This window comes from Frankia sp. QA3, assembly GCF_000262465.1.
In the GTDB taxonomy this organism is placed as follows: domain Bacteria; phylum Actinomycetota; class Actinomycetes; order Frankiales; family Frankiaceae; genus Frankia.
This window is the reverse complement of sequence record NZ_CM001489.1, coordinates 2,879,261-2,900,118: the sequence shown is the minus strand read 5'-3', so window position 1 is coordinate 2,900,118 and position 20,858 is coordinate 2,879,261. Positions and strand designations below refer to the sequence as shown.

General features: G+C 70.5%; 14 protein-coding genes and 3 pseudogenes. 9 read left to right on the top strand and 8 right to left on the bottom strand.

The window, feature by feature from the left end; translation table 11 throughout:
- Positions 1–396: 396 nt before the first annotated feature.
- The gene (locus FRAQA3DRAFT_RS11890) at positions 397–2,601 is read right to left on the bottom strand and encodes a helix-turn-helix domain-containing protein (RefSeq protein ID WP_009739279.1); all 2,205 of its coding nucleotides are present in this window, start codon (positions 2,599–2,601) and stop codon (positions 397–399) included.
- Positions 2,602–2,721: 120 nt separating this feature from the next.
- Here FRAQA3DRAFT_RS11890 and FRAQA3DRAFT_RS11885 point away from each other — a divergent pair, with 120 nt between their 5' ends.
- The 3 genes from FRAQA3DRAFT_RS11885 (at position 2,722) to FRAQA3DRAFT_RS11880 (ending at position 4,556) form a co-directional block, all read left to right on the top strand.
- Positions 2,722–3,525, top strand: coding sequence for a nuclear transport factor 2 family protein (locus FRAQA3DRAFT_RS11885; protein WP_009739278.1), 804 nt, complete (start codon positions 2,722–2,724; stop codon positions 3,523–3,525).
- A gap of 275 nt (positions 3,526–3,800) precedes the next feature.
- Entirely contained in the window at positions 3,801–3,998 is a 198-nt protein-coding gene (locus tag FRAQA3DRAFT_RS31540) for a hypothetical protein (RefSeq protein WP_051054320.1), read from the top strand.
- A complete protein-coding gene (locus FRAQA3DRAFT_RS11880) occupies positions 3,999–4,556 on the top strand; it encodes a transposase (RefSeq protein WP_051054319.1) in 558 nt (185 codons plus the stop codon).
- 65 nt (positions 4,557–4,621) lie between these two features.
- Here FRAQA3DRAFT_RS11880 and FRAQA3DRAFT_RS36000 read toward each other — a convergent pair whose 3' ends face one another.
- The 6 genes and pseudogenes from FRAQA3DRAFT_RS36000 to FRAQA3DRAFT_RS11855 all read right to left on the bottom strand — a co-directional run bounded on the left by FRAQA3DRAFT_RS36000 (position 4,622) and on the right by FRAQA3DRAFT_RS11855 (position 12,350).
- On the bottom strand, positions 4,622–4,933 hold the full coding sequence (locus FRAQA3DRAFT_RS36000; RefSeq protein WP_035920890.1) for a hypothetical protein: 312 nt from the start codon (positions 4,931–4,933) through the stop codon (positions 4,622–4,624).
- A gap of 57 nt (positions 4,934–4,990) precedes the next feature.
- Positions 4,991–5,920, bottom strand: a pseudogene (locus FRAQA3DRAFT_RS11870) (IS3 family transposase); the annotation flags it as partial.
- A 63-nt stretch (positions 5,921–5,983) separates the two neighbouring features.
- Positions 5,984–6,900: pseudogene (locus FRAQA3DRAFT_RS11865) on the bottom strand (IS5 family transposase).
- An 87-nt stretch (positions 6,901–6,987) separates the two neighbouring features.
- Positions 6,988–7,707, bottom strand: a pseudogene (locus FRAQA3DRAFT_RS11860) (helix-turn-helix domain-containing protein); the annotation flags it as partial.
- 156 nt (positions 7,708–7,863) lie between these two features.
- Positions 7,864–8,352 carry a hypothetical protein gene (locus FRAQA3DRAFT_RS33060; RefSeq protein WP_009739275.1) on the bottom strand — a complete coding sequence of 163 codons (489 nt, stop codon included), beginning with the start codon at positions 8,350–8,352 and terminating at the stop codon, positions 7,864–7,866.
- Positions 8,353–8,441: 89 nt separating this feature from the next.
- Positions 8,442–12,350 (bottom strand): diguanylate cyclase domain-containing protein, encoded by a 3,909-nt coding sequence (locus FRAQA3DRAFT_RS11855; protein WP_198287080.1) that lies wholly within the window; start codon positions 12,348–12,350, stop codon positions 8,442–8,444.
- Positions 12,351–12,933: 583 nt separating this feature from the next.
- Here FRAQA3DRAFT_RS11855 and FRAQA3DRAFT_RS11850 point away from each other — a divergent pair.
- The gene (locus FRAQA3DRAFT_RS11850) at positions 12,934–13,755 is read left to right on the top strand and encodes an IclR family transcriptional regulator (RefSeq protein WP_009739273.1); all 822 of its coding nucleotides are present in this window, start codon (positions 12,934–12,936) and stop codon (positions 13,753–13,755) included.
- Between the two features lie 54 nt (positions 13,756–13,809).
- Here the strand turns inward: FRAQA3DRAFT_RS11850 and FRAQA3DRAFT_RS11845 are convergent, their stop codons facing one another.
- Entirely contained in the window at positions 13,810–14,985 is a 1,176-nt protein-coding gene (locus FRAQA3DRAFT_RS11845; protein ID WP_009739272.1) for an acyl-CoA dehydrogenase family protein, read from the bottom strand.
- A 128-nt stretch (positions 14,986–15,113) separates the two neighbouring features.
- Between FRAQA3DRAFT_RS11845 and FRAQA3DRAFT_RS11840 the strand changes: the two genes are divergently transcribed.
- The 5 genes from FRAQA3DRAFT_RS11840 to dapA all read left to right on the top strand — a co-directional run bounded on the left by FRAQA3DRAFT_RS11840 (position 15,114) and on the right by dapA (position 20,823).
- The gene (locus tag FRAQA3DRAFT_RS11840) at positions 15,114–15,992 is read left to right on the top strand and encodes a MaoC/PaaZ C-terminal domain-containing protein (protein WP_009739271.1); all 879 of its coding nucleotides are present in this window, start codon (positions 15,114–15,116) and stop codon (positions 15,990–15,992) included.
- On the top strand, positions 15,992–17,482 hold the full coding sequence (locus FRAQA3DRAFT_RS11835) for a benzaldehyde dehydrogenase (protein WP_009739270.1): 1,491 nt from the start codon (positions 15,992–15,994) through the stop codon (positions 17,480–17,482). Before FRAQA3DRAFT_RS11840 ends, FRAQA3DRAFT_RS11835 begins: the two co-directional genes overlap by 1 nt.
- A gap of 92 nt (positions 17,483–17,574) precedes the next feature.
- Entirely contained in the window at positions 17,575–19,101 is a 1,527-nt protein-coding gene (locus FRAQA3DRAFT_RS11830) for a fumarylacetoacetate hydrolase family protein (RefSeq protein ID WP_009739269.1), read from the top strand.
- Positions 19,102–19,174: 73 nt separating this feature from the next.
- Positions 19,175–19,891: a GntR family transcriptional regulator gene (locus FRAQA3DRAFT_RS11825; protein ID WP_009739268.1), complete on the top strand. Its 717-nt coding sequence runs from the start codon at positions 19,175–19,177 to the stop codon at positions 19,889–19,891.
- Complete coding sequence (gene dapA / locus FRAQA3DRAFT_RS11820; protein ID WP_009739267.1) at positions 19,888–20,823, top strand: 4-hydroxy-tetrahydrodipicolinate synthase; 936 nt, start codon at positions 19,888–19,890, stop codon at positions 20,821–20,823. The genes FRAQA3DRAFT_RS11825 and dapA overlap by 4 nt, the downstream gene beginning before the upstream one ends.
- Positions 20,824–20,858: the final 35 nt, after the last annotated feature.

Below are 20,858 nucleotides of genomic sequence, written 5' to 3'. Positions count from 1 at the left end.
CCGAACATGGCCTCCAGGAATGCCGGGCCCGGCGCCAGCTCGTGCAGCCACGGCTGCAGCGCACCGAGACGGCGGTCATCGAAGTCGGCCGGTCCGGACAGCGGGACGAACGCCGCTCCCACCGCCTCGGCCTGCGGCCGGAACCGGCTGCCGCTGACGACTGTGACTCGCCGTCCGGTGGCGACGAGGTGGCGGGCGAGGTTCAGGACCGGCTGGACATGACCGGTGAGCGGGGTTGCGGCGAGCACGAGGGGTGCGGCTGTCATTGGAGGACGTCCTCGGGATCGACGGAGGTCGGCCTGCGGGGCGGCCGACCCGATGACCTCGAGTCTCGCCACCCCGCTCGCGAGAGACCACCTGACACCGACCGGACGCCGCCGGTACGGACGGTCGAGCTCAGTCCTGCCCGGAGACGGTGTCGGCGCGCCGGACCAGCTCCCGGAACTGCTCGCGGAGCTCATCGGTGTCCAACGGACCTGCGTCCGGTCCCGCCACGCCCTCCCACCACTGCGCCGAGGCCACGTCACCGAGTTCGGCCGCCACGGCAGCGGCCACGCCCGCCAGGTGCGCCCGACGCCGGTGCCCGTGCCGCTGGAGGCCCAGCTCGTCGGCGGCGGCGAGCATTACGGCCGCGTCGTCCAGACGTCCTTCGCTGCGGGCGGCCTGCGCGCACTCCGCGAGGACCGCGGCCACCGAGAACCCGCTGTCCACCTCCTGCGCCGTGGCTGCGGCCGACCGCCAATGCCGCATCGCCGCGGACCGGTCGCCGCGCAGCAGCGCGCCGTCCCCCCGTCCGATGGGCACGTGCACGGCCGCCCACACGTCGTTCCCAACATCGAGCCGCTGCGTGACGTGCGCCTCGGCCTGAGCCAGCAGAGCCCCTGAACCGTCGAAGTCCCCCAGGCGCAGCGCCGCCGCCGACGCGAAGATCGCCGCCTCCGCGGCGAGGGAGGCGTCGTCGACCTGTTCGGCCAGCCGCATCGCCCGCTCCGCGGTGGCGAACAGGTTCGCGGCGACGCGGTTGAACCCGGCACGCGCCACCAACCAGCGGGCCTGGCCTCGCTCGCTCAGGTCGCCCTCACGCAGGCGTTCGGTCCAGGCGAAGCCTTCGCGGGTATGCCCGTTCATCCACATCGGCAACCACACCGACCACAGCAACTCGGCGGCGTCGTCGTGACGGCGGGCGTCGACGAGCTGGTCGTACCCGAGCCGCAGCACGCCGCGATCGACCTCGACCTGCTCCACCGCCGTCATGTCGCCGCGGCCCCGGATCCGTGCACCGAGTTCGCGCGCCGTACGCAGGGCCCACTGGCTGACGCTCCGCTGGACCTGCTCCCGCTCGGTCGGTTCGAGCGTCTCGAGCGCGTACCGGCGTACCGGTTCCAGCAGCCGGAACCGCGCGACCTGTCCGGCGTCGCTGCGGGCGACCAGCGAGTGCTCGATCAACTCGGCGAGCGCGCCCACCGCATCCGCCGTGTCCGGCGCAGCGATCGCGTCGACGGTATTTAGGGAGAAGCTGCCCGGGACGATGGCGAGCCGCGGGAACAGCCGGCGAGCCGCGGGGCCGAGTATCCGGCAGCTCCACTCGATGGTGGCCGCCATGGTGCGTTGCCGCGCCGGCAGGTCCCGGGGGCCGGCCACAGGCAGCTCCGCCGACTGATCGACCCGGTCCAGCAGTGCCTGGGGGCCGAGTCGCGCGGCTGCGGCGGCCAGAAGTTCGATGGCCAGTGGTAGCCCGTCGGCCCGCCGACACAGCTGCGCGACGGGATCGTCGTCCTGCCCGCCTGTCGTCGGCGATCGTGCGCCGGCGGCGGTCAGCCGCTCGCTGAAGAGCCGCCCGGCCGCCGCCGGGTCCAGCGGGGCGATGCGGATCTCGCGTTCCCGACGCACCCGCAGCGGAACGCGGCTGGTGGCCAGGACCACCGCGCCGGGACAGGCCGACAGCAGCTCGACCAACTGCGGAGCGCAGGCGGCCACACGCTCCAGGTTGTCCAGAACGAGCAGGACCGCCGCCCCGGCAAGGTGCACGCCGAGGCCGGTCACGGTGTCGGCGTGGGTTCCCGCCGCGAGGGCGACGACGGCGAGGACGTCGTCGGGGTCGGTGACGTCGGTGAGGTCGGCGAAGAATGCCCCGCCCGGGTGGTCGGCGACCACCGTCTGCGCCGCCAACAGCGCGACGGTGGTCTTGCCGACCCCGCCTGGGCCGGTGAGCGTCACCAGCCGGCCCGGCGCGGAACGCAGAGCGGCGACGATCTCGGCGACCTCGTCGTCCCGCCCGACCACCGGGATAGCCGGCGGAGGCGGAGGGTGGGACGTCAACGTGCGGGACGGCATCTCGAGGGCCCCGTTCCCCGCCCGTCCCAGCGTCGACAGCAGCGCCGTGGCCTCGGCGTCGCGGAGCTGCAGCGCCGAGGCCAGCGACCGCACGGTGTGCGGCTGGGGCTGGGTCCGCCGCCCGCGTTCCAGCGCGCTGACCGCATCGACGGACAGGCCCGCGGCGGCGGCCAGCTCCTGCTGGGTCAGCGACCTGGCCTCCCGCAGTTCACGCAGCACGGCCGCGAAGCTGCGCGCCTTCCGCGCCGGTCCCGACGGATCATTCACGATCTCGATTATGTCCGCCGCTGTAGGGGCGGTGTCCGGGCGTTGTCCGGTTGTCGAGCCGCACCCCGATGATCACGATGGACAGCGACAGGACGAACCGGCGAGTGAGGAGTCGAAGGCATGGTCCCCGAGGCCCTGGAAGCGTTGCGCGTGGCGATCAATTCCCACGTCCCGGAGCGGATCGCTGGCTGCTTCACGGACGACTACGTGGCCGAGCGGCCGCTGAAGCCGCATGAGGGGTTTATCGGCTCCGACCATGTCGCCGCGAACTGGAGGAAGATCCTGGCCGGGCTGCCGGACCTGCAGGCCGAGATCCTGCGCCACGCCCAGAACGGCGATGAACTGTGGTCGGAGTGGGAGATGCGGGGCACCGCCCCGACCGGCGCGACGGTCGTGCTGCGCGGCCCAGTGGTGCTCACCACCCGCGACGGACGGATCGCATGGGCCCGGTTCTACCCCGACCCGGTCACCATGAACGGCCCGACCCACACCACCGTCTCCTGGGTGCTGGACGCCCCGGCCGACCGGATCTTCGCGGTGCTCCGCGACCCCCGCCGCCACCCCGAGCTCGACGCCACCGGCTTCCTGCGCCGCGCCGAGACCCTCGACCCGATCGGCGCCGTCGGCGACACCTTCGTCCTGGCGATGCACAACGACGAGCAGGGTGACTACCGGATCGAGAACCACGTCGTGACCTTCACCGAGAACCGGGTCATCGGCTGGGCGCCCGGCCGACCGAGTCAGCGCGCGGGCGGTCACCGCTTTACCTGGACGCTCACCCCGACCGACGACGGCCGCACCGAGGTGACCCACACCTACGACTGGGCGGCGGTCACCCACCCGGCAAAGGTACCGCGTCTGCCGCTTGTCTCCGCTGCCCAACTCGAAGCGTCGGTGGGGCAACTGGCCACAATGGTGGCGTAGACGCTGGGTTCTGTCGCCAATCCCGCGTCGGGCTGTCCCGGATCCGGACGACGCTACTCGGAGGGCGCTCGGCGTTGACTCGGTCGTTGACTTCGACTTCGATCCAACCCCACTTGAACGCAGGTTCGACGTTGTTCTGGATGCGGCCGGGACACTCCCGACCGAGGTGGCGCACATTGATCAGGCCTGGCGGCCGAATCATCGACATCCACCCCTCTCCCGTAAAGATGGCTCTTCGCAGTTGGCCGGGTGTCGTGCTCGCCGGCTGACTGACTGTGATCGGGCGGGGCGCGGCAGGCTCGGCGGGCGAGGAACCGCCTGGCGAGGAGCCGCCTGGCGAGGCGGAGGCCGCGCTGGAGGTGAGGGCGCGCCGCTCGGCGGGCGGGCCGCTGCCCGACGTGTCGGTGCTGGGCCTCGACGACCAGCGTCGCGGTGCTCCTCGCTGGCACCGCGACCCGGCCACCGGCCGCTAGGTGGAGGACGCCGACCGCTGGCAGACCGTGCTGATCGACTCCGACGGCGGCTACGGCCTGCTCGGCGTCGTCGAGGGCCGCGCCGCCGGACCCGTCGCCGCCTGGCTGGCCGACCAGCCGGCCGCCTGGCGGGCCAGGGTCAGGGCCGTCACCCTCGACCTGTCGACCGTCTACAAGTCCGCGGCCCGCGCCGCTTTCCCGGACGCGCTGCTGGCGGCCGACCCGTTCCACGTCGCCCAGCTGGCGAACAGGGCCGTCGGCGACGTCCGTCGCCGGGTCACCCAGCAGCTGCGCGGCCGGCGCGGCCGGGCCGGCGACCCCGGGTACCAGATCAAGCGGCTGCTGGTACGCGGCCCAGCCACGCTCTCGCCCGAGGCCCGGAAGAAGATCCTCACCACGCTGGCCGACGTCGGCGGTGACGCAGGCTTCGCGCTCGGCGCTGCCTGGCGCGCGAAGAACCTGCTGCTCGACCTGCTCGCGCTCTCTCCAGCGTCGAGATCATCAACGCGCTCCTCCACGGCCTGTCCAACGCAGCCGCCGAAGCGCTCAACCGCCTGACGGAACTCCTCTACCGGACCGCCCACGGCCTGCGCACCGTCGTCAACCCAGCAGCGGCGCGCCCGCTACGTCGCCTTCCGCATCGTGTCGTCGACCGGCACCATGCCGGTCCATGCGGGGCGCTTGGCTGTCATGGCTGTCTCCTGTGTCAGGTCGAGTGGTGTGCGGGGTGGCTGCGTGCGCGTCCCTGTACACGCAACCTGCGCGTTGTCCACGTTCACGCCGAGTCCCTTGAGGCCGGCGTAGGTCAGCTTGTCGATGCGTGCCCCGTCGAAGTTCACGGTGCGAATGGCATTGCGGTACTTCCGGCTGGTGCCCCGGAAGGACACGTCCCGCAGCGTCGCGCCGCGGAACGACACGTCCTCCAGCGCCGCCATGTCGAACTGAGGTGAGCCCCGTTTCCCGGACACCTGTGTAGCGGGATCCTATCTGGCTTATGCGGCGCCTGCAATGGTTGCGGTGTTTGTGCGGTAGAGGTTTTCGACGTGGTCGGGGTTCTGGTAGCCGAGGGTGGAGTGGAGTCGCTGCCGGTTGTAGAAGACCTCGATGTACTCGGTGATCGCGGTGCGGGCGGTTCGGCGGGTTGGATAGTTTTCGCGGTGAACGAGTTCGTTCTTGAGGGTTCCGAAGAATGATTCAGCGAGACTGTTGTCCCAGCAGACACCGGTCGCTCCGGCTGACGGGTGCACCTGGTGGTGTCGCAGGACTCGCTGGTAGGCGTCGGACAGGTATTGCGAGCCGCGGTCGGAGTGAAACGTCGCGCCTTCCTGAATGCGGGTTCGGGTGGCGGCCATCGTGAACGCATCGACGATCAGTTCGGTGCGCATGTGATCTGCCATCGACCAACCGACGACTTTCCTCGAGTAGCAGTCGATGACGGTGGCCAGATAAAGCCATCCTTTGCCGGTGCGAATATAGGTGATGTCTCCGACGAGTTTGGTTCCTGGTCGGGTGGCGGTGAAGTCGCGACGGACTCGGTCGGTGGGCGCGGGGGCCTGGCCGGGGATGGTCGTGCGCCGGTAGGCCCTGGGCTGGCAGGCCCTGGGCTGGCAGGCCCGCAGCCCGGCCTGGCGCATGACCCGGCGGACCAGGCGCACCGACGCCGGCGTCCCCGAGGCGCGTAGGGCAGCGGCGATCCGCCGGGCGCCGTACGTCTGCCGCGAGGCGGCGAACAGTGCCCGAACCCGGGTTTCCAACGTGGCGCGCCGCCGCGTGCTCGTCGAGGAGGACCGGCGGATCCAGTCGTAGAAACCGGACGCGGACACCGCAAGCCATCGGCACATGTTCCGCACCGGGTAGCAGTCCTTCTCCGCGGTGATCAGCTGATACTTGTCGGTCACTGATGGCGTTGCGCGAAGAAGGCGGGCGTGTCATTCCATCCGTGTAAGCCGGAGGTAGACCATGATCGATGTACCTTAGAGGGTGTTTTAGATCTTGATCTGGTTACTCTTCGTGGTGGATGGTGAGGTCGGCGCGCTGGCTGCGAGTTGGCGGGGAATGCGCCTGGCCATGGTTCGTATCATGGCGAGTCGGATGAATGTCTCGGAGATCGAGGGTTTTCTTTCGTAGTCGCGGGCGAGGCGACGGTGCGCGGTGATCCACGCGAAGGTTCGTTCCACGACCCAGCGTTTCGGGAGGGCCTCGAAGTCGCGTTGCCCGGGGTTTTTCCGGACGATCTCGACGGTGGTTCTCATGACCTCGCCCGCCCAGTCGACGAACCGGCCGGCGAAGCCGCCGTCCGCGAACAGATGACGACAGTGCCAGTGATCGAAATAATGATCAACCATGATCCTTTTTCCGCCGTCGCGGTCCTGGACGCTGGCGGGCAGGACGAGGACGCTCAGCAGGAGTCCAGCGTGTCCGTGATGATGAACCGCTTGCGGCCGTTGACTTTCTTGCCCGCGTCGTAGCCCCGGGTGGACGCGTCGACGGTCTGCGCACCCTTCACCGACTGCGAGTCGATCACCCCGGCTGTGGGCTGCCGGTCTCTGCCCTCAAGCTCACGGGAGAGGTCCCGTAACGCGTCGTGAACCCGGGCGATGACGCCTTTGTCGTGCCAGCGGGCAAAGAACCCGTAGACCGTCTCCCACGGCGGCAGATCCCTCGGCAGCGAACGCCACGTACATCCCGTGTGTGTCACATACAGAATCGCGTTCACGATCTCCCGGCGGGGATGTGCTTCCTTCCGGCCATCCTTCGACACCGGCGGCAGCAACGGCTCCACCAACACCCATTCCGCATCGGACAGATCGGACGGATACGGATCAGAACGAGGCATGACCTCACCGTCCAGACCCGACAGCCCGAACACACTGAACTCAGCCCAAGCGACCACGCAGAGCACACAGACATCAAGATCCAAAACAGCTGCTAAGGTACATCGATCATGGTCTACCTCCGGCTTACACGGATGGAATGACACGCCCGCGGCCGGCAGGAACGAGGTCTCCAGGTAGCCGTTCACCCGCTCGACCAGCCCCTTGAACTCCGGATCCCGCGGTGGTGCGAGCCGGATCCTGGTCGCCAGCGTGCCCGCGAACGCCGCCGCCGGCGCGGTAGGGCGGCCACCCCCGCCGATCGCGGCCTCCCTATCCCAGACCAGTGTCCGGGTCACCCGGCCGACCTCGCCGATCAGCAGCCACATCCCGGCGAGGATGTCCCCGGCCTGCCGGGACGGGATCATCGTCGCGGTCAGGAACCGGGAGAACCCCAACGCCATCACCAGCACCGGAGCCACCCGTTCCTTCCCGACCGCGACCGGCACCGGGGTCGGGGGGAACCACAGGTCGCACTGCGCGACCTGCCCGGGCTCGTAGACGACCCGGTCCACCAGATCGATCCCGACGTACTCCGGGCGGATCACCGCCAGCCGGCGCTTGAGCGGCGACAGCGAGTACGGCCAGCCGATCCGCGCCGCGACCACCGGCGCCGGCATCCGCGGCCACTCGGTCAGCAACGCCCGGATCGCCGGCTCGAACGGATCAACGACCGACCCCTTCGGGGCCCGGACGTACTTCGGTGGCGCGTCCGACGCCAACGCGCGGCGCACCGTGTTCCGCGCGACCCCCAACCGCCGGGCGATCTCCTTGATCGGAACCTCTTCGGCCCGATGCAACCTACGGATCTCCGCCCAGTCCTCCACCTTCAGCACCTCCCTACGCAAGCAGGGGGGTCAACTTTCGGAGCACCGCAGGGGGTCAGTCTTCAGGAAGCGCCTACAATGAGCTCGAATGGTAGGCACGCACTGTCAATTGGCAGCTGGGCGAAGCCTTCGTTGCGGGCGTTAGCCGAGACCGCGCCCAGAACTTCACGGCTTGGGCACATCTACAGATCCACCATCTGCTGGCGAAACTCCTCCGTGCACGGCGGTTTTGATCTCGGCACCTGTACTCCTCCCCGGGGTCATTATCCCAAAGAGCCCAGGTGTGAACAGGATCGGGTTAACTTCAGTCGCTTGCTGTCCCATGAGGGTCGCGATCTCCTTGCGGACCGGTGGCCGGCCCGTCCGCTGCGGAAGGGTCCATTTTCGTGTGAGCAGACGGCGGTGCCACCGTAGGACGGTGCCAGGGGTGACCAGCCGGTGCACTCGCAGCGTCTTGGGGAGAACCCTGATCAGTGCGGCGAGCACCGCGCGGTCCGCCCAGTCCAACCGCGGCTTGGGCCGGGTACGGCGCAGCACCGCGACCTCATGCCGCAACACGGGCAACTCGATGTCCTTCGACGCCGACGAACGACCGAAGAGGACCAGCCAGCCGCACACCCGAACGAAGATCGGATAGAGCAGGCGGATGGACATAGCTGGGCATCATGCCGGCAGCCCGCTCCGCCGCGTCAGCCCAGGTCACAGGTCCAAGCCGACTTCTGGCACCGCACAGGCAGCCGCGTTCACCGAGCTTGCCCGCGCCGTCTGACCGAGGACGGCCGGGCCTCTGGTAGGCGTCCCGCCGTGCTGGCGGTGGCCACCACCGTGCGGTTGCGTCCACGCCGTTTCGCCTCGTACATGGCGCGGTCCGCCGCACGGACCGCAGTGGTGGGATCTTCGACGTCCACGGCCGACAAGGCGCCGCCGATCGTCGCGCTGATCGTGATGTCTGTCCCACGGCAGTTGATGGGCTGGCGAACCGAGTGCAGGATGCGATCGGCGAGATCGGCGAGGTATGCCTCGTCGCCGTGGGGAACGATGACGGCGAACTCGTCACCGCCGAGTCTGGCGACGCTGTCGTCCACGCGCACGGCCGCGCCGAGTCGCATCGCGACGATCGTCAGCACCTGGTCGCCGACGTCGTGACCGTAGGTGTCGTTTACGGGCTTGAAGTGGTCGAGATCGATAAAGAGTACCGCGAACCGTCGCTTCTCCGGCTGCGTGTCGCTTGTGTCGTCCCGTTCGCCATCTTCACCCCTCTCGTCCCTGCGGCTGGAGGCGACCTCCGCGAGCCGGCTGCGGAATGCCGAGCGGTTGGGCAGGCCGGTCAGCGGGTCACGGCTCGCCTGGCTGGCCAGTTCCTCCTCGAGGGTTTTGCGTTCGACGATGTCGTGGCAGGTCAGCAGGGTTCCTGACAGCGCCGCATCGGCCGCGAAGTCGGAGGCGATCACGTCGAACCACCGGTAGCCGCCCTCGGCGGTCGGAAGCCTGAGGTCGCGCAACTGCCGAGGTGGCACCCGCGGGGCGGCGTGCAGGAACGTGCGCAGGGCGGCGGCGTCCTCGCGGTGGGCGAGGTCGGTGACAGCCCGGCCGAGCCAGTCGTCCGGCTGGTGGCCGAGCAGACCGCTGACGGCGGAGCTGACGAACGTGACCTCGTCCTGGTCGTCGACGACCAGGACGAAGTCATGGGCGTTGCGCAGCAGGGCGGCGAACTCGCTCGCCTCGCGGCGTACCGCCCGCTGCCGGCGGTCGTTCGCGACGGCCACGCCCACCAGCGTGGCGGCCGCCACGCCGAACAGGCCCACGGTGACCGCGACCGGTGCACCCAGGCCCTGGTACACAACCGCCGCTGGCTGTTGGTAGAGCACGAAGTATCCAGGCAGACTCGCGACGGGCGCGGCGAAACTCACCAGGTCCCGCTCGACGCCCGCGGTGACCCGCGCGGCCTGGCCGGCCGGGACCGCCGCGAGCGCTTCCGGCGCGGCGAGTAGCTCGCCCGACCGCGCGACGTCGGAGGAGAACGTCGCCACGCCACTGGCGAACACGTAACTGACCTGCCCGAGCGGCCGCAACGACCGCAGGACGTTGATGAGGGGACCTTTGTTGGTCGGCCGGGCGATCACGAGCACGGCGACCGTTGTGCCGTCCCGCCTGATCGGGGTGAGGCCGTAGACGTGCTGGGTGCCCCCGACCGTCACCGGTGCGGCCCACCGTCCGTTTCCGCTGGCCGCCAGGCGCCAGTCCAGACTGTCCGGGCTGATCGTCAACGGCTCCTTTCCCGGATCGGCGGCAAGAACCCGTCCGTCGAGTGTGGTGACGTACAGCTCGGAGCCCGGCCCGCCGTACACCGAGGTTCTGATTCTCGACAGGATTCTGGCGTCCGCCGAGGGGTCGTCGAACGACCAGTCGTTGTCGTTCACCTTTTCCTCCAGCCGCGCCGGATCGAGGACATAGGACGCGTTGCCGGCGAGGGCGGTCGCGACCGACTGGTTCTGGACGAGCCGCTGACTGCGAGTGGAGTCACGGGTGGCGACCTCCTGCCACAGCCCTACCGCGACGACCGCCAGCAGTACGACACCTGCCATCAGGAGCGGGGCCAGCCGGCGAGCGCGGGTCTTCCACCGCGGCCGGCGGCCGGGCGCCGCGCCCGCCGTCGTTGATCGGCGCGCCGTCGCCTTCACCGGCGTCGCCCTTCTGCCTTCGTCGGTCGCGATCGCGTCCCCGGGCGGCGGCCGCGGGCTGACGGCGGCGGGCGCCACCGGCCGCGCGACGTCGTCGGACAGCACCACCCGCGGTCCCTGACCTTGCCGCTTCGCCTTGTACATCGCGATGTCGGCCGCACGCAGCACCTGGTCCGCATCCGTCTGCCCCGGCTCGGGCAGCGCGACGCCGATGCTGGCATCGACCTGGACGGTGGCGTCGCCGAGGTCGATCGGAAGCCGGACGGTGTCGGCGACCCGGCGGGCCACGGCCAGCGCGGTCTGCGCGTCCGCGCGCAACAGCACGCCGAACTCGTCGCCGCCGAACCGGGCGGCCACCTCTCCAGGGCGCAGGGCGCTCCCAATCCGCCTCGCGACGATTTTCAACAGGGCGTCACCGGCATCGTGCCCGCGAGTGTCGTTGACGTGCTTGAACCGGTCGAGGTCGACGAACAGCACGGCGCAGCTCGTGCCGGTCTCGTTGGCCGCTGTGATCGCGGCAGCCAGCTGGTTCACGAAGGTGACACGGTTGCACAGGCCGGTGAGCGCGTCGTGCCGGGCCTGGTGGGACAGCCTGTCCTCGAGTGACTTGCGCTCGCCGACCTCGTGGCACGTGACGAGGACACCGAACAGGTCCGGGTCGCCTCGCTGGTCGCTGGCCTCGAGGTCGAACCACCGGGAACCGCCGTCGGCCGTGCGCAGCCGGACATTGCGGGTACGCGCTGTGCCGGACTCGCCGAACAGCCCGTCGACCAGCTCGGCGACGAGTTCGCTGACCATGCCGCGGTCGTCTTCGTGCACCAGATCGACCAGTCGCCGCCCGAGCCAGTCACCGGAGGACTGTCCCAGGAGTCGGTCGGCCGACGGGCTCATGAAGGCGACGGTGTCGCCGTCCCGGACCAGGATGATGACGTCGTGCGCGTTGCTGAGCAGGTCGTGTAGGCGAGCGCGCGAGCGCCGGGCCGTCACCTCGCGCGCGACCGCGAACAGGACGAGGACGGCGACCGACGCGCTCAGAACGGCGAGCAGGGCCCGGTCGCGGCTCGACTGCCGTGCCCGCAGGTCCGCGTAGAGCTGGCCGGCGGGTTCCTGATAGACCGTGGCGTAGCCGGTCCGCGGCTGGACGACAGAGATCGTCTCCACCGCGCCGGCCGGCATCGCGGCCGTCCACCACTGGAGCTGGCCGGCGGGCACGTCGTCGAGTCGCGCCGGATCGACGACGCGCCGCCCGACGAGGTCGGGATCCCAGGACGCTACCGTCACACCCCTGCTGTCGACGTCGGACAGCCCGCCGGTCGTGCCACCGAGAGAACCTATCTGCTCGTTGAACCGCTGCTCGGCGACGTCGGGGGTGATCAGCACCAGCACAGCCCAAGGGGCGGATCCGCCGACCGGAGCCAGCTCGGCGCGCAGCGGCCGTCCCTCGAAGGAGAACACGTCGGTCCAGCCAGGCCGGCCGGCCAGCGCCGCGGGCCATGCTGCCCCGAGGTCGGCCACGGGGACCGACTCGCCGGCTGGCAGGGTGGCCGCCGCGGTGCCGTCCGGCCTGAGCAGCGCCACCACGGCGGCGGTGTTGCCACTGGCTCCGGCTTCGAAGATCTGCAACAGCCGCTGGTTGCGCGCCGGGTCGTCGGACGAGAACCCCGCCTGGTCCACCAGCCCGGCGAAGTAGTGGGGGTCGTTGGCCAGCGACCGGTTCGACGCGGTGCTCTCGACGAGGTCAGCGCGGTCATCGAGCCGTCGCTGTTCGGCCCTGCCGAGTTGACACGAACCCACTGCCAGCGCTGCCGCGGCGAGCAACAGCACCGCGACCAGGCCGGTCACCAACGGCAGCAGGACGTTGCGGCGTTGGCGCCCCGACGCCAGCCCCTGCCGTGGTGCCTTGATGCCCCTGGACACCGCCTTACGCGGCAGATCTGTTGCTCTTCGTAGTAGATGCTGGATCCGAGGCACCGAGCCGACCTGCGCGGTCGGCGTCTGGTCAGGTCCTCGAGGCTCCGACGTTGCTCCTGTCTCTGCGCCATGGTCGTCTCTGTGGGCCGAGATTGTCACTCAGCGGAGTCCGACCTGCGTCCTCCGTTGATCATGGCTGGTGACGACATGGTGCACACGGACAAAAAGTGGCACATTAACTACCCCATGTTACATGTCTCGGGTGGAGCCGCGCAATGTAGCCAGCCAGGCGCGGGAACGTAGTAACCAGGATCCTGGTGCACCGAGCCCAGCCCGAGCCCGAGCCCGACGACGGCACGGACCGCCTGTCTCGCCCGTCCTACGATGCGGGGTTGTGATCGGCAAGGTTATGTAGGATTTTGTTAGTCGTTGGTCAGGGCCGGGTTAATCGTTAGCCAGGGCCGGGTCGTCCGGACGGGCCGCAGGACGGCATCGCCCGGCGGCGGCGCCATCGTCGTCTGCCGGCGGACCGTTCTCGCGGGAGCGCCGGTCGCCGCGCGCCCCGGCCGGTGCCTGGAGGTCACCGGCCGGCATCAGGGCGGTACGACCGCCGGACACGCTCGTTTCCGTCTCGGAGGTCGCCGTGGAGCGCACGCTGCAGGACGGCATCGACCACGCGGGTGACGCGGCCAGCCGCTCTGTCGTCACTCGCGCGTTACAGGTTCTCGCCGCGTTCACCGAGCGCCGTCCCGAGATGAACCTGACCGATCTGGCCCGGTACTCGGGCCTGCCGCTGTCCACCTCGTTCCGCATTGTCAAGGAGCTGGTCGCCTGGGGGGCGCTCGAACGGGACAGCACAGGCCGTTACCGCATAGGACTGCGCCTGTGGGAGACCGCGATGCTCGCGCCCCGTACTCAGGGACTGCGCGAGCTGGCCCTTCCGATCCTGGAAGATCTCTCCCAGGTGACCCGGGAGACCGTGCAGCTCGCGATCCGCGAAGGCAGCCAGGTGGTGTTCGTGGAGCGGATCGCCGGGACCGGGGCGGTACCGGTGCTGTCCAGAGCGGGCGGTCGGTTCGCCCTCACCGCGACCGGCGTGGGACTCGTCCTGCTGGCCCACGCCCCGACCGAGGTACAGCGCACGATCGTCTACGGCCGTGTCCCGCGGTTCACCGAGTACACCCTCACCGATCCGGTGAGACTGCAGCGAGTTCTGGCCGACGTGCGTGCCAACGGGTTCTCCGTCTCCGACCGGCAGGTGACCAGCGACGCGCTTTCGGTGGCCGCCCCGGTCAGGGCTGCGGGCGGCATCGTGGCCGCGGCGGTGGGGATCGTCGTGCGACACGGGTCAGCCTCGCCGCACGCGCTGGCGCCGCTGGTGCGGTCGAGTGCCAACGCGGTCTCCCGCGCGCTGAACAGCGAGGGCGGCACCGTGACCGCGGCCGTCCGCGACGTCTGGCCGTGATGGCGACACGGATCGCCGCGGACGTCTGGCGGCGCCGTCTCCAGCGGTGGTCGGTCAACCGGTGTACCGGCGGCCGATGAGCTGACGCGCGATGACCGTCTTCTGGATCTGCGCGGTGCCGTCGGCGAGCTGGAAGGCGGACACGTCGCGTAGCAGCGCCTGGAAGGGGAGCTCTTCGGTGAAGGCACCGTGGCCGTTGAGGACGACGCAGTCGCGGACGGTGTCGATCGCGACCTCGGGAGCCCACCACTTGACCATGGCGGCCTCCTTGGTGTGCGGCAGATCGGCGTCGCCGAGCGCGAGCGCCCGGTAGGACAGCCAGGTGGCCGCCTCGAGCCGGGTGGCGTGCTCGGCGACGGGGAACGACACACCCTGCTGGCCTGCGATGGGGCCGCCGAAGGCGTATCGCTCCCGGACGTGCTCCACCGTCATGTCGAGCGCGCGGCGGGCGGCACCGACGACGGTGAGGCCGATCAGCGCCCGGCCGAAGTCGAAGCCGCGCATGACGGTGCGGAACGCGCCGCCGACCGGGCCGAGCACCTGGTTGTCGGGGACGAACACGTCCTGGTAGCCGATGGCGCCGCGGCCCAGCGGTCGCCAGCCCGCGTCCTGGAAGGTCTGGAAGCTCAGACCGTGGCTGTCGCGCGGGACGAAAAAGGCGGTGATGCCACCGGCGCCCCGCTCGGGGTCCGTGACAGCCATCGTGATGAATGCGGACGCGTGCGGGGCGGAGGTGATGGAGGTCTTCTCCCCGCTGATGCGCCACCCGCCAGCTACCCGCCGTGCCCGGGTGGCGAGGTTCGCCACGTCCGACCCCGCGGCGGGCTCGGTCAACGCGAAACTCGCCGTGAGTTCACCGCGCACCAGCCTGGGTAGCCAGTGCTCGGCCAGTTCGGGCGCCAGGTGCGCCTCGAGCAGACGGCCGTTCATGACGCTGGGGAAGACCAGCATGCTCAGGTAGAAGTTGGCGTAGGCCAGCTCCTCCACGGCCACGCCGACGGAGACCCGGTCGACGCCACCGGTCGCACCCTGGCCGCCGAAGCGTTCAGAAACTCCCAGCCCCAGCAGCCCCTGCCGGCCCAGCGCACGGTTCTCCTCCCAGGGAAACTGGTCGCTGTGCGCAAGCGGTAGATACGTCTCGGTGAAAGGTCGGGCGAACGCCTTTACCGATGACCGGAACTCGTCCTGCTCCTCGTCAAGGAGCAGGACCCGCCGGGTTGCAACACTCATAGTCACTCTCCGAGTTCTTCCTGTGACCGAGGTGATGTCGTCCCTGGAATCCAAAATGCTATACGATTCCATTGATGATGTGTCAGGATGCGAGGACGCCCACTCGGATCGCTCTTGAGGAGATGTACATGGCCGCTGTGACGACCACGCCGCCCGACTTCAACGCCGAGCCGGTCGGCCGGTGGGGCGAGGAGAAGGAGTTCGTCGTCGAGCGGGAGCGGCTGGTCCAGTACGCGTCGGCGACCAACGACGACCTGCCGGTGCACGTCCGCGGTGACCTCGCTCCGCCGGTGTTCGCTGCGGTGCCGGCCATGCAGGTCTGTGACCCGATCGCGCAGCGGATCATCCCCGACGACGAGGTCCGGCTGGGCGGGCTGCACGGTGAGCAGGATTTTCGGTTCCACCGTCCGATCGAGCCGGGGATGACGCTGGTCTCCCGGGCGATCGGTGTTGGCTTCCGACCGGTCGGGGCCGGCGTCACGATCACGGTCCGGGGCGAGACGCGAACCAGGGCGGGTGAGCTCGTGGTGGAGCAGTTCGTCACCGTGATCATGCGTAAGGCGCGGACCTCGCGGCCGGTCGGTGGGGGCGCGCCCGCGCGCTTCGTGCCGCCGGGCACCCTCGACGCCCCGCCGCTCGCCGTTTTCGAGCGGACCTTCGATCCGGACACTCCCCCCAGGTACGCACAGGCCTCTGGGGACTTCATGCCGATCCACACCGACGACGAGTTCGCCCGGCGGGCTGGCCTGCCGGGAATCATCAACCACGGCCTGTGCACCCTGGCGTTCGCCACTCGGGGCCTGATCCGGCACACCTGCGACGACGACCCGACCCGGCTCCGGCGTCTGGCGGTGCGCTTCAGCCGGATCGTGCAGCCAAGCCAGACCCTGACCACGCGGTTGTGGGCCGCCGGCGACGCGGGCGGCACCGCGGGCTATGCCTTCGAATCGGTCGTCGACGGCGGGGCGGTAGCCCTCAAGAACGGATTCGTCGAGGTCTCGGCGTGATGAGCATCGAGGCTGTCGAGCGAGCGCACGTGACGCCACTGCTCGCCGAGGACCGCTGGAAGGGCCGCATCTATCTCGGCGAGTGGGTCGATGCGCCGGTGACCATCGATGTGACGGAGCCGGCGACCGGCGCGGTGCTCGGAGTGGCGGGGAGCGCCGACCCGGCAACCGTCGCGCGCGCGGCGGCGTCCGCGGTCCGCGCCCAGCCGGACTGGGCGGCCACCGCGTTCACGGAGCGGGCCGCGGTGCTCCGTCGCGCCGCGGGCCTGCTCCAGCGTCACCACGAGGAGCTGGCCAGGTGGATCGTGCGCGAGACGGGAGGCGTCGCCGCCAAGGCTGACGTCGAACTGCAGGCCAGCGCGGGGGAGCTGCTGGAGGCGGCCGCCCTCACCTCGCAGCCCGACGGGCTCACCCTTCCCTCGGCCCAGCCCGGGCGCCACAGCCTGGCGCGGCGTATCCCGGTCGGGGTCGTCGGCGTGATCGCGCCCTGGAACTTCCCGCTGACCCTGGCGCTGCGGTCGGTGGCGCCGGCCCTGGCCCTGGGCAACGCCGTCGTGCTCAAGTCGGACCCGAACACCCCGCTGGTCGGCGGCGTGCTGGTGGCGCGGGTGCTGGAGGAGGCCGGCCTGCCGGCCGGCGTCCTGCACGCCTTCACCGGCGGCGTGGACGTAGGCCAGGCGCTGGTCGCCGACCCGAACGTCCACATGATCTCCTTTACCGGCTCCACCGCGGCGGGCCGTGCCGTCGGGGCGGCCGCGGGCCGTCTGCTCAAGCGGGTGGCACTCGAGCTCGGCGGCAACAACGCGCTGATCGTGCTCGCCGACGCCGACGTCGAGGCGGCCTCCTCCGCCGGCGCGTGGGGGTCCTTCCTGCACCAGGGGCAGATCTGCATGGCAGCCGGGCGGCACATCGTGCACGAGAGCATCGCCGCCGACTACCTGGACGCGCTCACCGAACGGGCCGGGCGGCTGCTGGCCGGCAACCCGGACACCGGCAAGGTGGCACTGGGTCCGCTGATCAGCGAGAAGCAGATCGCGCGCGTCCAGCAGATCGTCGACGACAGCGTGGCGGCCGGCGCGGCGCTGCGGATCGGCGGTCACCGGGACGGACCGTTCTTCCCCGCGACGGTGGTCTCCGACGTGGGCAGCGCGATGCCGGTCTACCAGGAGGAGGTGTTCGGCCCGGTGGCGCCCGTCATCACCTTCCGCGACGCCGACGAGGCTGTCGCGCTGGCCAACCTCGGAGAGCACGGCCTGGCGGCCGCGATCCAGTCGGCTGACCCGGAACGCGCGTTGGAGATCGGGCGGCGGATCCGGGCCGGCATGGTCCACATCAACGACCAGACCGTGAACGACGACCCGCACGCTCCCTTCGGCGGCCTCGGCGCCTCCGGCAACGGCGTCAGCTTCGGCAGCGTCGCCAACTGGGACTCGTTCAGCAAGTGGCAGTGGGTGACCTCGCGGAACAAGGCGACGCCGTTCCCGTTCTGAGCCGCCCAGCACGGCACACGCCACACCGCGCCGACGAGGGTACCGAAGGTCCGATATGGAATCGTATATGCTTGGCACTCGGGAGAGAGGTGATGACGGTGCGGGACGGGCGGGCTGACGCCGAGGCGGTTCCTTCGAGCGTGGTCCAGTCTAGCGTGGTCCAGTGTCTTGGCCGGTCGCCTTCCAAGGTGGTGGCCGTGCACCTGAACTACTCCAGCCGAGCCCGGGAGCGCGGGCGGACTCCCGAGTTCCCGTCCTACTTCCTGAAGCCACCCTCGTCATTGTCGGAGGCTGGGTCGGCGGTGACCCGCCCGCGCGGCTGCGAGCTGCTGGCCTTCGAGGGCGAGATCGCCCTGGTCGTCGGTGAACGGGTCCGCAACGTCCCGCGGGAGCTGGCGTGGTCCTGCGTGCGGGCGCTCACCGCGGCCAACGACTTCGGCGTGTACGACCTCCGGTATGCCGACCGCGGCGCGAACGTGCGCTCGAAGGGCGCCGACGAGTTCACCCCGATCGGGCCGCGGCTGCTCGATGCCCGCCTGGTGGATCCTGCCCAGCTGCGGCTGCGTACCTGGGTCAACAACGAGCTCGTGCAGGACGCGACCACCGCGGAGCTGCTGTTCGGGTTCGACCTGCTGGTGGCCGACCTGTCCCGGTTGATGACCCTCGAGCCGGGCGACGTCATCCTCACCGGGACTCCGGCAGGCTCCTCGGTGATCGAGCCCGGCGACGTCGTGGAGGTCGAGGTCTCGGCGGTCGCGGGCCCGGCGGGCGGGCTCTCGACCGGCCGGCTGCGCAGCGTCGTCGTCGAGGCGAGCGTCGACCTTGACCCGATCGGGGCCATGCCCCGCACCGACGCCGCGTCCCGCGCGGACGCCGCCGGCGGACCGACCCTGGCCCGTGTCGGCGAGGAGGTGCTCGAACAGCTGCGTCACGTCTCCACGGCGACCGTGAGCTCCCAGCTGCGCCGGCGGGGGCTGCACGGGACCACACTGGACGGGCTGCGCCCGGCGAGCGCGCAGCCGCGGCTGGTCGGAGTCGCCCGGACGCTGCGCTTCCTGCCCCTGCGCGAGGACCTCTTCGACGCCCGGGCGGGCGGGATGAACGCGCAGAAGCTCGCGGTCGAGGAGATCGGCCCCGGGGAGGTACTGGTGATCGAGGCCAGGGGTGTGGCCGAGGCCGGCACCATGGGAGACATCCTCGCGTTGCGTGCCGAACGCCGAGGAGCCGCCGGCATCGTCACCGACGGCGCTGTGCGCGACAGCGCGGTGATCGCGGACATGCGGCTGCCGGTGTTCGCCGCGGCGGCGCACCCGGCCGTTCTCGGCCGCCGGCACATCCCCTGGGAACGCGACGTGGCCGTCGCCTGCGCGGGGGCGCTGGTCGAGCCGGGCGACGTGATCCTGGGCGACGCGGACGGCGTCGTCGTCGTGCCGCCGGCGTTGGCCGCCGAGGTCGCGGCCGACGCGGCCGAGCAGGAGCGTCAGGAGCGGTTCATCGCCGAGCGGGTGGCCGTGGGCGAATCGGTTGCCGGGCTGTACCCGATCGGCCCGAACTGGCGGGCGGCCTACGAGAGGTGGTGCGCCGATGCGGAGAATGCTGACGCGGCCGACAGGCCGTAGAGCCGACAGTGTGCAGAGCGAAGAACGTCGTGGACGGTCCTCCCGGTGCTGGCACAGATTTCGAGGAGACGTGATGGTGGAGCCGGTGGACATGCGCCGCGGCGGTTCGAAGGCGGACAACGCCTACGAGACGATCAAAGCCCGGATCGAGGGCGGCCAGTACGGGCCGGGCCACCGGCTGGTGTTCGACCAGCTCGCGCGAGAGCTGTCGGTCTCGCCGGTTCCGGTGCGCGAGGCCGTGCGGCGCCTCGAGGCTGAAGGCTACGTGACGTTCCAGCGCAACGTGGGAGCCACGGTCGCCACGGTGGACAGCGACCAGTACGTCTTCACGATGCAGGTGCTGGGGCTGTTGGAGGGTGCCGCGACCGCCATGGCCGCGCCGGTGCTCAGCCCGGCCGACCTGGAACGGGCGCGCGAGCTCAACAACCAGATGCGCGAAAGCCTCGCCCAGTTCGACCCGGTCGGCTTCACCCGCCTCAACCGCGAGTTCCATGAGGTGCTCTGCCGGCGGTGCCCGAACCCGCAGCTTCGATCACTCGTCGAACGGGAGTGGTCCCGCCTCGACGTGATCCGCCGCACCACGTTCGGCATCGTGCCTGGCCGCGCCACCAGGTCCGTACTCGAGCACGAGCACCTCGTCCGCCTGATCGAGGCGGGCGCGTCCGCGGGCGAGATCGAACGGGTCGCCCGGGAACACAAACTGGCGACGTTGCGCGCCTTCCAGGACGCCACGGCCGCCGGCGCGGCGGAGTCGGGCGGCGCGTTCTCGGCCGGCGGTACGGCGTCGTGAAGTTCCGTGGGCAACCGCAGTCGATCCGAGGCTCGATCGCTCCGTTGGTCACACCGTTCACCGCTGACGGCGCGCTGGACCTCGACGCGCTCGTCGGACTCGTTCGCTGGCAGCTGGCGGCCGGTTCGCACGGCATCTCGCTCGGCGGGTCGACCGGTGAGCCCAGTGCGCAGACGGTGCAGGAACGGGTGGCCGCGATGGCGGCGGTGGCCGGAGAGGTCAGTGACCGGGTGCCGTTCGTGCCCGGCACCGGCTCGGCCAAGCTCTCGGAGACCCTCGAGCTCACGGCCGCCGCCGAACGACTCGGCGCCGACGCCGTGCTGGTCATCACCCCGTACTACGCGAGGCCGACCCAGGAGGGCCTGTACGCGTGGTACGAGGCAGTGGCCCGCGAGTTCCCGGACCTGCCGATCGTCGTCTACAACGTGCCGTCGCGCACGGCCGTCGACGCCGCGCCCGAGACCGTGGCCAGGCTGCGCCGCGACTTCGACAACATCGTGGGCATCAAGGAGACCACGAAGGACTTCGAGCACTTCTCGCGCGTGATCCGGGCGTGCGGGCGGGACTTCCTCGTCTGGTCCGGCATCGAGCTGCTGTGCCTGCCGCTGCTCGCGCTCGGCGGCACCGGTTTCGTCAGCGCGGTGACGAATCTCGCGCCGCGGGCGGTGGCGCGGATGTACGAGCACTGGACGGCGGGGGAGACGGAGCTTGCGCTCGACCTGCATTACGGCCTGCATCCCCTGGTCGACACGCTGTTCGTCGAGACCAACCCGGCGCCCGCGAAATGGGTGCTGGCCCGGTACGGCCTGCTGACGTCCGACCATGTTCGCCCGCCGCTGGTGCCGCTCACGTCGGCCGGCGCGGCCCGCGTCGAGAGCCTGCTCGCCGAGGGCACCGAGCTCGCCGAGCTCGGCGAGCCGCTGCCCGCCTGACACGCCCCGGCCCGAGGTGGGCTCGGCCGAGGACG

Coding starts and splice junctions, on each gene's coding strand:
- FRAQA3DRAFT_RS11885 (WP_009739278.1), top strand. CDS start 2,722: ATGGTCCCCGAGGCCCTGGAAGCGTTGCGCGTGGCGATCAATTCCCAC.
- FRAQA3DRAFT_RS36000 (WP_035920890.1), bottom strand. CDS start 4,933: ATGGCGGCGCTGGAGGACGTGTCGTTCCGCGGCGCGACGCTGCGGGAC.
- FRAQA3DRAFT_RS33060 (WP_009739275.1), bottom strand. CDS start 8,352: ATGTCCATCCGCCTGCTCTATCCGATCTTCGTTCGGGTGTGCGGCTGG.
- FRAQA3DRAFT_RS11845 (WP_009739272.1), bottom strand. CDS start 14,985: ATGAGTGTTGCAACCCGGCGGGTCCTGCTCCTTGACGAGGAGCAGGAC.
- FRAQA3DRAFT_RS11840 (WP_009739271.1), top strand. CDS start 15,114: ATGGCCGCTGTGACGACCACGCCGCCCGACTTCAACGCCGAGCCGGTC.
- FRAQA3DRAFT_RS11835 (WP_009739270.1), top strand. CDS start 15,992: ATGAGCATCGAGGCTGTCGAGCGAGCGCACGTGACGCCACTGCTCGCC.
- FRAQA3DRAFT_RS11830 (WP_009739269.1), top strand. CDS start 17,575: ATGACGGTGCGGGACGGGCGGGCTGACGCCGAGGCGGTTCCTTCGAGC.
- FRAQA3DRAFT_RS11825 (WP_009739268.1), top strand. CDS start 19,175: ATGGTGGAGCCGGTGGACATGCGCCGCGGCGGTTCGAAGGCGGACAAC.